At 41.7% G+C, this 11,851-nt stretch carries 15 protein-coding genes and 1 pseudogene; 8 read left to right on the top strand and 8 right to left on the bottom strand.

The annotated features are described in order from the left end of the window. The first annotated feature begins 7 nt into the window (after positions 1–7). The 4 genes from BV372_RS28940 to psaI all read left to right on the top strand — a co-directional run bounded on the left by BV372_RS28940 (position 8) and on the right by psaI (position 4,753). Entirely contained in the window at positions 8–910 is a 903-nt protein-coding gene (locus BV372_RS28940; protein WP_086690038.1) for a hypothetical protein, read from the top strand. A gap of 2 nt (positions 911–912) precedes the next feature. Further along, entirely contained in the window at positions 913–1,158 is a 246-nt protein-coding gene (locus BV372_RS28935; RefSeq protein WP_086690036.1) for a hypothetical protein, read from the top strand. A 517-nt stretch (positions 1,159–1,675) separates the two neighbouring features. After that, a complete protein-coding gene (locus BV372_RS28930) occupies positions 1,676–4,486 on the top strand; it encodes a hypothetical protein (RefSeq protein WP_086690034.1) in 2,811 nt (936 codons plus the stop codon). Between the two features lie 111 nt (positions 4,487–4,597). Beyond that, positions 4,598–4,753, top strand: coding sequence for a photosystem I reaction center subunit VIII (gene psaI, locus BV372_RS28925; RefSeq protein ID WP_086690032.1), 156 nt, complete (start codon positions 4,598–4,600; stop codon positions 4,751–4,753). A 178-nt stretch (positions 4,754–4,931) separates the two neighbouring features. Here the strand turns inward: psaI and BV372_RS28920 are convergent, their stop codons facing one another. The 6 genes from BV372_RS28920 to BV372_RS28895 form a co-directional block, all read right to left on the bottom strand. Next, positions 4,932–5,051 carry a photosystem II reaction center protein J gene (locus BV372_RS28920; protein WP_086690030.1) on the bottom strand — a complete coding sequence of 40 codons (120 nt, stop codon included), beginning with the start codon at positions 5,049–5,051 and terminating at the stop codon, positions 4,932–4,934. A 71-nt stretch (positions 5,052–5,122) separates the two neighbouring features. Beyond that, positions 5,123–5,242 (bottom strand): photosystem II reaction center protein L, encoded by a 120-nt coding sequence (locus BV372_RS28915; RefSeq protein ID WP_010997988.1) that lies wholly within the window; start codon positions 5,240–5,242, stop codon positions 5,123–5,125. Between the two features lie 9 nt (positions 5,243–5,251). Continuing rightward, the gene (gene psbF / locus BV372_RS28910; protein ID WP_015115279.1) at positions 5,252–5,389 is read right to left on the bottom strand and encodes a cytochrome b559 subunit beta; all 138 of its coding nucleotides are present in this window, start codon (positions 5,387–5,389) and stop codon (positions 5,252–5,254) included. Positions 5,390–5,398: 9 nt separating this feature from the next. Then, the gene (gene psbE, locus BV372_RS28905; RefSeq protein WP_086690029.1) at positions 5,399–5,647 is read right to left on the bottom strand and encodes a cytochrome b559 subunit alpha; all 249 of its coding nucleotides are present in this window, start codon (positions 5,645–5,647) and stop codon (positions 5,399–5,401) included. A gap of 119 nt (positions 5,648–5,766) precedes the next feature. Then, positions 5,767–6,789 (bottom strand): photosynthesis system II assembly factor Ycf48, encoded by a 1,023-nt coding sequence (locus BV372_RS28900; protein WP_086690027.1) that lies wholly within the window; start codon positions 6,787–6,789, stop codon positions 5,767–5,769. Between the two features lie 100 nt (positions 6,790–6,889). Further along, positions 6,890–7,234, bottom strand: a complete 345-nt coding sequence (locus BV372_RS28895) for a rubredoxin (protein ID WP_086690025.1) — start codon at positions 7,232–7,234, stop codon at positions 6,890–6,892. A 196-nt stretch (positions 7,235–7,430) separates the two neighbouring features. On the opposite strand from BV372_RS28895, the gene ndhC reads away from it, so the two are divergent. From ndhC to BV372_RS28875, 4 genes are all read left to right on the top strand, one after another. Continuing rightward, the gene (ndhC, locus tag BV372_RS28890) at positions 7,431–7,793 is read left to right on the top strand and encodes a photosynthetic/respiratory NAD(P)H-quinone oxidoreductase subunit C (protein ID WP_045872960.1); all 363 of its coding nucleotides are present in this window, start codon (positions 7,431–7,433) and stop codon (positions 7,791–7,793) included. Then, the gene (gene ndhK, locus BV372_RS28885; RefSeq protein ID WP_086690023.1) at positions 7,784–8,521 is read left to right on the top strand and encodes a photosynthetic/respiratory NAD(P)H-quinone oxidoreductase subunit K; all 738 of its coding nucleotides are present in this window, start codon (positions 7,784–7,786) and stop codon (positions 8,519–8,521) included. Before ndhC ends, ndhK begins: the two co-directional genes overlap by 10 nt. Next, positions 8,514–9,041 carry an NAD(P)H-quinone oxidoreductase subunit J gene (locus BV372_RS28880; protein WP_086690021.1) on the top strand — a complete coding sequence of 176 codons (528 nt, stop codon included), beginning with the start codon at positions 8,514–8,516 and terminating at the stop codon, positions 9,039–9,041. Before ndhK ends, BV372_RS28880 begins: the two co-directional genes overlap by 8 nt. A 323-nt stretch (positions 9,042–9,364) precedes the next feature. After that, entirely contained in the window at positions 9,365–10,693 is a 1,329-nt protein-coding gene (locus tag BV372_RS28875; RefSeq protein ID WP_086690019.1) for a GIY-YIG nuclease family protein, read from the top strand. A 22-nt stretch (positions 10,694–10,715) separates the two neighbouring features. Here the strand turns inward: BV372_RS28875 and BV372_RS28870 are convergent, their stop codons facing one another. Continuing rightward, positions 10,716–11,306: a Uma2 family endonuclease gene (locus BV372_RS28870; RefSeq protein ID WP_179198267.1), complete on the bottom strand. Its 591-nt coding sequence runs from the start codon at positions 11,304–11,306 to the stop codon at positions 10,716–10,718. 142 nt (positions 11,307–11,448) lie between these two features. Further along, positions 11,449–11,851: pseudogene (locus tag BV372_RS37235) on the bottom strand (hypothetical protein); the annotation flags it as partial.

Genomic DNA, 11,851 nt, shown 5'->3' with positions numbered 1-11,851 from the left:
ACGGCTAATGGGTAGAAGAAATTCAACAATTGCAAGTGCAGCTATTTTAATTTTGGCGATCGCTGGATGTAGCTCAGAAGAAACACCGCAAGCTAGTAATCCTAGTCCGACTGCGGCCAATCTTCCCCCAACTGCAACACCAGTAGTTAAGTCGCCGCCAGCTACTCAATCTTTTAATAATCCAGTAGTGCCTGGCAAAAAGGTATCAAAAGTTGCAGCAGCAACTTACAGTCCGTCGTCTAATTTGATTCAAACAACCAATACTACAGAGCGGTTAATTTTGGTAGCAAAAGGGCGAACTGACCCATTTGCACAAATTATGGGACAGACGATTTCCGGAGTTCCCACCAATACTACCAAACCTGTTCCTCAGTTACCTTCCTTACCGATTGCTAAACCCGCAGCAGTAACCACGGTAGTTAAAGGACCAGTAAGGAGTGCGGTCAAAGCAGCTAATTTAATTTCCCAAAAAATTAACATTAACAAAGGAGTAAATGCCCCTCCTAAGTTGACTCCCGTCTTGCCTAAACTTTTGCCGCCAGTTGTTCCTAGCCCAAATCTAGTTTCTGTACTACCACAACCTCCACAACCTGAGTTAGCAAGGTCAGTTCTTGTGACTGGTGTAGTTTTAATTGGTAAACAACTCCAGGCGATTATTAAAGTACCAAATGAGCCGACGAGTCGCTATGTGCAAGCGGGACAGCGCCTAGCAAACGGTCTTTTGATTAAACGTATTGAAATGAATGAAGGCTCCAATCCTATTGTTATTGTGGAACAATACGGTATTGAAGTTGCCAGAATGGTAGGGGATAATCCTACTAACTCAGCAACACCAAATACGAATCCTGGCGGAAATCCTGTTTCTAGGATAATGCCAGCTCAAAATATTGTTGTTGTCGGAGCTTCATAAAGATGGAGACTAAGGAAAAAATTGAATTTGCTGGCTTGCCATTAGCAGTCTATCGAGAGATAGCGGCTCATTTGCGTCAAGTTGAAGGTTTAGAAGTGGGTTTGATTCCTCAGTCATCCCAACAGTTTGATTACCATCAGAGTCAAATCGAAGGCTTGTGGATTAGCTGGATATCGAACCCTACATCGGCGGCTCGGCAACTTGTTCAGCAAATTTTGGCTTACTATCAAAATCGTTATGGTATCTGAAGCTTGAGTTAATCTCAAGTATCAGACTATACCTAAATGCGAGATATTACCTATTTCTGCTGTGTCTCGCACTCAGGTTTAGTTCAATTTCAAAAACTTTGATACCTTTTGTCGAGATGTTTGCCACAGATAATTCCTCCAATTGCTCGAATTAACGAGGGCAGTTGGGGGTATTTTAATATGCTTTAAAAATCTTGATTCCCTTGTGGGTAAGGATTTTGTCAGTAGGAAGTAGTCACTGGTTAATTGTAAATAAATATGTATGCCGTATATGCCGCCTACGTACTTCTTCGGTGAAGCAAGCTAAGCGTAGTGCGCTTTGGCAGCATTACACGAGATCCTTTGAACAACTTACAACTGATAAATAACAACTGGCACAGGCATCCCAGCCAAATTTGGCTAGTTTTGAAATGAAATCATTGTCTAAGATTATGCAATTGTAAATTGCTGAGGTAAACTTGCAAGCAAGTAATGCAAAATATTACTCAGCTGGTCTTCGGTCTGGGCATCACTCACAATGGAACATTGGCAATTTCTGATACAAAGACAGGGCGATCGCGCTTGGCATACCCTGGAATCGCCAAAAGTAGAAATTTTGGAGGGTCGGTATAGAGTTTTAGCTCGTTCTAACCGCCCTAATACAGATGTGGAAGTACGGGTAACTCACTCCTCTACCCAAGAAATACCACCAAAGCGGCGAGTTCAGAAGCGATCTCGTCGCACTAATTCAGAAGGCTTAATGGCTGTAATTCCCTATACTTACTTCAAACCAGGAATTTGGGAGTTGCAATGCTCTGGTGACTTGATGTCAGATATTCTCGGTAAATCTTGGCAGTACAATGCCTATCTGCGAGTTTTACCTCAGTATGCAGATGGGGAGGTAAAAACATCGGGAGATGGGGACAATATAGAATCAGATTTATCCTATGACCTAGATACTATTTCTGATGGTGATTTGGCATTTGCTGTCCCAGTAGAATCCACAACAGCACTAGAAACAACTGTTACCGAAGATTCCAAACTAGCAATTGTGGCTCACAGTAGCTCTACTACCACTGAAGCGCTAGTTGATGTTTTAGAAGAAGAGATCATCGATCAGCCTGTCAGCCCAGTGTGGGTTAAAGGTGAGACGGCAGAGCAGATTTTACAAAACTTAATAGATTTAGCTTTACCTACTTCTGAACCCCTACTGGATGATGAAATGCTGGAAAATCCTCCAGCAACTCAAGCATTACCACCACTATTACTCAACCTAGATCGGGAAACTTATGTTGCTCAGTGGGGACAAGCTCTTACTATTAATGGGCGAGTAGAACTCCAACCAAAAGCAGATCTGGAAGTTGAGATACCTTACCTTGAAAGTCTTTATTCTCTAGAATTAAGAATTTATCTGCGCTCACCTCTAGAATTAGAAATCTTGAACCAGGTAAGGCAACCCTTATCTAATGAGGTGCTGCCTTTTACTATCAAATCCTCAATTGATATTCCCGCTGGCTGTGAATCTAAGTTAATTTTGGCGGATATTAGTTTGTATGGGGCACTTACGGATGTTGGTGAGGTAACACTGTTAGCTAGCCATGCTTTCACAATTACAGCAGATGTTAGCGAATTATTGGCAATCAGAGCCGCATTAACACCTAATACACCAGAACTGGTAGATAATCAGAGCACAACAATGACTTCAGATGTGTCTCAAGCACCTGAATCATCGGGTATCCTCGATTTGTCGCTTTTGAATTTAGTTAAAGCTGTCAAACCAGACCAGTCTCTACTTCTGAGTCCCTCAGAAAATAAATTCTTGCCACCACAAATTAAACCGCGATCGCGTAAGAAATCATTAGATAGCCATCGTGGGTTGGACTTGCCAAATATGCCACCGCTCCCATCAGTTAAGACGGCTGCTACTGCGCTTTTGGCAGAATCTTCCACATCAGAGCCTACTAAAGCAGAACTGGCTACACAGGAAGAGGATTTAGAGAAAGTTGAAACTTTTGCCGCCATTGACATGGATCAACTTGTCATTAAAAATCGGCGAGCATCAATGATTGGCAGCACATTTCCATACTTAAAACCGTTAACTGACTTGCCAAGCGATGGCGAAGCAGTAAACAGGGATGTCTCAGATGCATCCGACTCTCAACGTCCAGAAAACTCAAAGGCGCTGGATATAACTTTAGGTGGGTTTGACAAAACAACTGAATTGTTGATCAACAATCAAGAATCTCAGGATGAGTCTGTTGCAGAAGTAGCTGTCTCCCGTCGTTCAAAATTAATAGATGCCTATCTTGCAGAAGTAGCTACTCCACCTCGCCCGGAGTTAATTGATGAGTTTGTTGCACAAACAGCTACCCCACCTAGTTCGGAGTTAATTGATGAGTCTGTTGTACTAACAGTTACCCCGCCTACTCCAGAATTAATTGATGAGCCTGTCGTACCAACAGCTACTTCGCCTCATCCAAAATTAATTGTAGAAGGTAATCCATACTCATCTCCGTTGATTACAAAATGGTTGCAGAATCAAGGATTCTCTTTACCTGAACCCATCTATCTGCAAAACCAAGATTACGATACCGATCTTGTAGAGCCTCAGACAAATCCCAATCAGCAGGCTCGTGTTGCTCATAATCCTGAAACTCCCTCTGTTGAACTACACTTGCCATTAAACTTAGATGCTGAGATGGAGATACCAACAGATTGGTTGGCGATCGCTCAACAGGAGTTAGAGACAGCAGAAAATCTCTCAAAAGAATATTCCACTCCATCACTTCCAGAACCGCCCCCCCCGCCTCCGCGTTATCCGAAGATACCGCTACCGAGGTTTGCGGAAGAAATTGTTGTAGATGATATATATATTGAACCTGAGGTAGACATACCTGAGAGTCTGACCGTGGAAGAGGAAGTACCAGCAGTACCAATTGTGGCAGAGCCATCGCGTTTACAGCTGATGACTGCGGCAATTGTCGAACCTTTACCAACTCCAAAACTGCATGTGCCAGAAGGCGAACTAATAGCAGGTACATCTGTAAGGGTGCGTGTGGAACTACCTCAGGTATCCTCAGAAGTTGTGATCAAGCTATGGATTGAAGATTGCCAAACGCGCTGGTTGATGGACGGTCCCCATTTGCTGAAAAATTTGCAGATGAATTCCTTGGCAGAGCTAGAAGTGACTACGCAATTACATATTCCTTTTGGCTGCTTAGAAATGCGAGTTGAGGCGATCGCGCTTGATCCCCAGACTCAACAGGAAAGTCACAAAGTTACCATTACGCGAACTGTGATTCCTCCAGACTTGCCGACTTTACAGCTAGATGAACTCTTAGGTATTTAAACATCCCTAGCAACTGCTGCTGTGTTAAAAATCTTTAGAATTTAAAAATTGAGACAGAATTTGCAGTAAGCTCGTCTTGAATTGTAGTGTCATTTAACAGGAATATTTGCGATGTCAACTGCATTTTTGCCTTCTCTCTTGGCATATTCTACTTTCTTGCCTTCTATCTTGGTTCCTCTGACTGGTCTAGTTTTTCCAGCTTTGACCTTCGCGTTTTTCTTTTTATACATTGAACGCGAAGATGCTATCCAATCGGATAATAAGTAATAAGTTCCTTCACTTTTTACTAATTACCGAGCAGCAATTATTTATTTAGCTCATTGTCTAGCTAATAAATACTAAAATACCGCCTATCTCAGTGAGACAGGCGGTTTTTTCATAATGTTGATTTCTAAACAAGTGCTAGAGAATCCACACTACTTATGCTATTGGGCTACAGCTAATATTAAAGCGATGAACCGATTCCGGCATAGGCTCCATAAAAGAAAATGCCTAAAACGGTAATTACACCTAATCCTGCGATCGTAGCGACGACCCACAGGGGAATTCTCCCACTTCCAGACACAGCTTTTCTCCTCCCTTAACAACAAATCAACACAAGTTCAATAAACAAATGATTAACAAAGATTTTGCCAGTTAGTTAAAGAAGTAACTGGAAAACAGAATACCCAGAACAAAAACCAGTAGTAGTCCCAGGTACAGTGAAGTCCGGTTTAGTTCAACCGGCTGATTATTGGGATTGGGCGTTCTTTCCATGAGTTGCTCCTAGCGTTGAATAAACTGCATTGCGGCGATCGCGCCCAAAAAGAAGACAGTTGGCACACCTAAAGTGTGAACTGCAAGCCATCTAACCGTAAAAATTGGATAGGTAACTGGTTGATTGATGTTGTTGCCGCTAGTCATGATTTCAAACTACTTTCCGATATATTTTTCTACTTGCTGTTTAGCTTCAAAGCGATTGTTCACAATTGGCACTTCCTGCCGTACTTCTGTGAAATACTCATTGGGGCGGGGTGTGCCAAAAACATCATATGCCAGTCCGGTGCTGACGAATAACCAGCCAGCAATAAATAATGCTGGTATGGTGATGCTGTGAATTACCCAGTAACGAACGCTGGTAATAATGTCCGAAAACGGACGTTCTCCAGTGGTACCTGACATTTAATTTCCTACCTTCACAAAGACTGTTATTGAGTTTATTATCCTACAAAGTTTAGAAAGAGTTACAAGTTGCAACGTCGTTCTCAGAAATCTGGATAAATACATAAACCAATGTTGCCCTAAGCTGCCTCTGCTTGGGAAGCTGTTTCAGCTTTGGGGTTATATTTCAGCAATACGCCGCGATCGCCAATGATAAATCCCTTTTCTGGCTCTAAAAACACAATTTTGTAAAAGTTAGCGGCAACTGTTTCCACATCCCGGTCTTTTGCCCAAGTTTTGCCACCATCTGCACTGTGCAGCAAATTACCACTACCTCCACTTACCCAAATGTCATTGGGTGTGCGATAGGCCAAATCCAGTAAACCCCAACTGGTGGATAATTCTGGATTTTGTGCTTCTTGCCACTCTTCTGGTTTTGCTGGGTCGCTAAACTGCACCTGACCCCCTCGTGCTAGCATCCACATTTGCCCATTGTCAGCAAAGCCCATGTTCTCTACCCGGCGAGAACTATTGCGGTTGTGGGGTACCCAAGCATTTTGTCCTGGTTCCCAAGTAGAGTAAAAGCTACCTTTAGCGGAAACAGCAACGTATTTACCGTCAGCAGAACGCTCTAGGTTACGCACCACACCAACTGCTGCTTCCACTTGGGCTTTCCAGTTTTTACCGCCGTCTTTGGTTTGATATATTGCTCCCACATCAGTAGCCATCTCAGCTGCATTTGGTCCCAAAGCACTGATCCGAATAGGACTACCAGGTAATTTTTCACTCAAGGGAATGCGTGACCAAGAACGACCTTCATCAGTAGTATGCAGCAGCAAAGCAGGCTCTCCGACAATCCACCCTTCTTTACCAGCAAAACTAATGGAATCAAAGCGATACCTTGAATCATCCAGTGCTAGGGTTAAGGGTTTCCAAGTCTCACCACCATCATTAGTTTCCAAAATGGTGGCGTTGCTACCTACTAAGTAGCCATGCTGAGAATTATCAGTAAAAGCAATATCTAGCAGCTTCGCTTCTGTGGGGACAGAAATGATTGACCAAGGGTTATAGCTGGTAGAGGGGACTTTGCTACAACCTATACACATCAGGACAACTATCAACAAGGCAAATATTCGTTGCCAACTTTTTAAAATTGCGTGCATCAGTATTTCTTAGTTGTTTCTAAATTTGTGTACGGGTTCTTTAAAAGGTTTACCTTAAAGGCAACGGGCACTCTACGGACTGGAAAAAAGATCGCGGGTATTATTGCAAGCCGTAGAGACTGAGAAAAAACAAGAAGCCAAGCGCTAAAGCACCAAAAATCAAGATATTTTTTTGGGTTGGCGTCAAAGTGTTGACACCTAAACCATAACCAAGATTTTCTCGAAAGCCGGATACTTGTCCCGCAGGACCAACGTTAGTGAAAGCTTGTTTCTTTGCACTACACACCGGACAACGCCAAGTGAATGGCAGTTCTGCGAAAGATGTTCCTGAGGGAATGTCATGCTTGTCATCTCCCTTCTCAGGTTCATAAACGTAACCGCAGGCGCGACACTCGTAGCGGTCTAACTCTTGATTTTCAACAGTTTGTTCGCTTTGTTCGCTCATGGCTTAGGCCTCGCAGAGGGGCAAATATTAAATATACGTTAAAAATTATGACATAACTGTTAGACTTTTCTATCACAACTAAAAACGAATCAAATACCCTCAGCGCGTCTGTTTCCCAGATTTCAGAAAGGGCTAAAAGATATAATGTAAAAGAAAGTTACAGCGTTATTTACACCATAAGCGGTAGATATCCATTGTGTTTGTTCTCAGCGGTTACGAGTACCTTCTAGGCTTTCTCATTATCTGTAGCCTAGTGCCTGCCCTGGCGCTCTCAGCGTCCAAGCTTCTACGGCCTAGCGGCAAAAGTGCGGAACGGCGCACCACCTATGAATCAGGCATGGAACCCATCGGCGGAGCCTGGATTCAGTTCAACATTCGCTACTATATGTTTGCGCTGGTCTTTGTCGTCTTTGATGTGGAGACTGTGTTCTTGTATCCTTGGGCGGTTGCTTTCCACCGTCTAGGGCTATTGGCATTCATTGAAGCGCTAATTTTTATTGCAATTCTTGTAATCGCCTTAGTTTACGCATGGCGTAAAGGAGCTTTGGAATGGTCTTGAATTCTAACTTAACAACCCAGGACAAAGAGCGAATCATCAACCCGATTGAGCGTCCCTCAATCACTCAAGACCTTTCAGAAAACGTCATTCTGACTACGGTTGATGACCTTTACAACTGGGCGCGGCTTTCTAGTTTGTGGCCGTTGCTATTTGGTACGGCTTGCTGCTTTATTGAATTTGCAGCTTTAATTGGCTCTCGCTTTGACTTTGACCGCTTTGGGCTAATTCCCCGTTCCAGCCCCCGCCAAGCTGATTTAATTATTACAGCTGGGACAATCACTATGAAGATGGCACCTCAACTTGTGCGTCTTTATGAACAAATGCCTGAGCCGAAGTATGTAATTGCAATGGGAGCTTGTACAATTACAGGCGGGATGTTCAGCGTTGATTCTCCTACTGCTGTGCGTGGAGTTGATAAACTCATTCCTGTAGATGTGTACTTGCCTGGTTGTCCGCCGCGTCCAGAAGCGATTATTGACGCAATCATTAAGCTGCGGAAGAAGATAGCTAACGATTCCATCCAAGAACGGGATCAAATCAAGCAAATTCACCGCTACTACAGCACAACTCATAACCTCAAGCCAGTAGAGGAAATTTTAACTGGTAAGTATTTACAATCAGACACTCGCTATACACCACCGAAGGAATTGGCGGAAGCGATTGGTTTGCCAGTTCCACCTGCTTTACTGACATCCCAGAAACAAAAGGAGGAAACAAACCGTGGCTGAAGAAGAATCTAAGCCAGTACCAGCAGCGGAAGAGTCTCTGGTAAAAGCCGGGAAAGTTTCCCAATGGTTGACTGAAAATGGATTTGACCATGAGGTTTTGCCAGCAGATGTCAACGGGGTAGAGATAATTAAGGTAGAGCCAGATTTCTTACTACCTACCGCTACAGCCCTATATGCTTACGGGTTTAATTATCTCCAGTTTCAAGGTGGTGTTGACCTTGGCCCTGGACAAGACTTGGCGAGTGTATATCACTTAACTAAAGTTGGTGATAATAGCGATCGCCCCGAAGAAATCCGATTAAAAGTGTTCTTACCACGGGAAAACCCCAGAGTACCTTCAGTCTACTGGATTTGGAAAACCGCAGACTGGCAAGAACGCGAGTCCTACGATATGTTCGGCATTGTCTATGAAGGACACCCCAACCTGAAGCGGATTTTGATGCCAGAAGATTGGGTGGGTTGGCCTTTGCGTAAGGATTACATCTCGCCTGATTTCTACGAGTTGCAAGACGCTTATTAGACAGTGCTGAGTGCTGAGTTTCAGCAGTGAGAATTGTGATATCTCATCCCTAACCCCTCTCCGGCGGCGGAGGGGGGTATTGTTTTTTAACGCAAAGGTAAGCGCGGAAGTTCGCGGAGGAAGAAGAAAGTACAGAGCTATTGTTTTATTTCTAGTTTGCTTTTGAAAGTTACTTTAGAAGAATTTGAGGGAAGTCTATATAATGTAGCCTCTATACAAAAATAAGATGTCACTACTTTTCTCTGTAAATAGCAAGTGATTATATCTTTAGTTGCAAAGGTTAAATTGACTCGAATATCAATTTCACATCTTGATAACCTGTGATGTTATTAGAAAACATCAATTTATCTGAACTACCATCTGTTTATTTATTAGACAAAGATCAATTGCCAAATTGTGCAGCTATCTACTTTGTTTCTGACAGCAAATGTCAGATTCTTTATATTGGCAGAACAATCAACTTAGTTGCGCGATGGCGAGAACATCATAGATTTAAACAGCTTAAAAGATTTAATCGCAAAGACCGTATTAGTATTAGTTGGATAAATTGTAGTAATCAGATAAATGCTCTTCCAACTATCGAAAATGAGTTAATAAATTTATACAAGCCGCCGCTTAATTGGTCAAAAGTTGTAGCACCAATTAGAAGAATAACTCCAGCAGAGACAGCACTACAGCAGAGTCTTCAGCAGTTGGCTAAGTGTAACACTATGATATTTGGGTTCGATCCAATTGCTAATGAAGAACCACCAACAATATATTTGGTTTATCCTGTTTACGATAGGCGTGGTTTATCAGGAAGCATACGATCTGCACTAAAAAATATCAATAAAAAAGCTAGCACACTGAAGTGGAAAGAGTACCACACAGATCCTAAATATTTAGGAAAATTTGGCTATTGGCAAACTGAGTACAACGGTATACGAATAGATTTAGCTCCATTTCAGGGTTTAGTTCACTTTATGGATGATTCGACTCGTCGCACTATCGCAGGGGTTGAACTTATGGCTTTTAGTAGTGAACAACTAGAAATACTTCTAGAAAATACACCGGAATTTAAGGAAGAAACTTCAGGTTTAGAGGCTTTAGAAGATGACCCTATTCCAATAGAACTGGTTGAGAAGAAATATCAGAGCAATAGTAATCATCAAAGTGTAGTTGAAGTTGAACCTTGGGAGGAATTAGAACCAATGGCTGAAGGTGAAGCTAGAGTAATGAATCGTCAATTTTTGTATGTAGATGATGTAGAAATAGAGGTTTGTACTAGCGAAAATGGTAAGCATTTTGTTAGACACAATGTTTATTGGTGGATAATTTATGAGCAGAAAAATCCTGATCCGGTACGCTATAATATAATAGAAAACTTAAAAAATGCAGTCGATAGACTCCCGACTATTAGATGGTCTGGTTATAAGTTTAGAATTGAAAATATTATGTTCACTGAGGATGATGTAGAAGTTGATAGTATACTACTACCACTAGGAATGTTTGAAGACCTGATGAGAGATAAGTCAAGCTTTAATGGCAAACTTCTAGAAGAAATTAAAACCGGTGAATATAAACCAAAACCAGATGATTCAAAAAAGATAAAACTGTGTGTATGGCTGCAAAGTAATTCATTATCTTCGCTTCTATCAACCAATAACAGCTAAACAGCAAATAATTCAAAAAATATTAATCTTCACCGCTTTCAGAAAAATTTACTTGCTCATAAAGCTCGCTCAATGAAATTTGAAAATCAATTGTTTGCAGTGATAAAGTTGCTGATTCACCTTCAAGTTCAATGAATGACCATTGACCTACGGCGGTTTTTACATACTGCATTACATGATGCTGGTATTGATCAATTAAAATATATTCTTTGAATTCTGGAATAGAGCGATAGTAAAGAAACTTATTTCCCTGGCCATAATTTTGAGTTGATTTCGATAAAACCTCTGCAATTAAGGAAGGGTTCATCACAGTTGTAGTACTGGTTCCTGTATAAACAGGTTGTCCCTCAATCACCATCACATCAGGATAAGTATGCTGACGATAACGAGGTATCCACAAACGTACATCACTGATATAAGTCTCGTATTGTTTTCCTTTTAAAGCAAACCTTAAGTAAGCATAAAAATTTCCTGCAATTTTATTATGATTTGTAGTACCGCCCGTCATTGGTACGATTTCTCCATTGCGGTATTCACTTTTATATTCTGCTTTTTCTTCAAGTTCTAAATATTCTTCAGGTGTGTAATAGCGTTTGTGTGTTTGTATTTGCATAAATAGGCAATCTATGTGCTGTTATACTAGCAGGAACATTAATAAACTAAAAATAGGCTTATTTTATTGTCTTTTGTTATAAAGTTTAATTCAAAGCTAATAATGCTTTGCTGAGTTTGTCAATAAAATTTTGAAAGGCGCGTTAGCAAAGCTTACCGCAGGTATCATCTAAACTCGACATTTCATACTCCAAGCTTGACATTTCGTGTTCTGAACTCGAAGTTCCGAGTTCTAAGCTCGATGTTTTGAGTTCCGAACTCGAAGTGTCGTGTTCCAAGCTTGACATTTCGAGTTCCAAACTCGAAGTTTCGAGTTCCAAGCTCGACGTTTCGTGTTCCGAACTCGAAGTTCCGAGTTCTAAGCTTGACGTTTCGTGTTCCAAGCTCAATGTTTCCTGTTCTGAACTCGAAGTGTCGTGTTCTGAGGTTGAATGATGGGGTTGTGAAGGCGATCGCTTAATCTTTGAACTGCAAATTCCACGTTTTAAATTATACCAATTTGAAAAAAGAATGCGACAGATGGTAAATCTAAGTATAGGTAGCATT

Origin of the sequence: Nostoc sp. T09 (genome assembly GCF_002154695.1) — a bacterium.
Taxonomy (GTDB): domain Bacteria; phylum Cyanobacteriota; class Cyanobacteriia; order Cyanobacteriales; family Nostocaceae; genus Aulosira.
The sequence above is the reverse complement of the archived record's forward strand: the minus strand, read 5'-3'. Positions and strand labels throughout refer to the sequence as shown.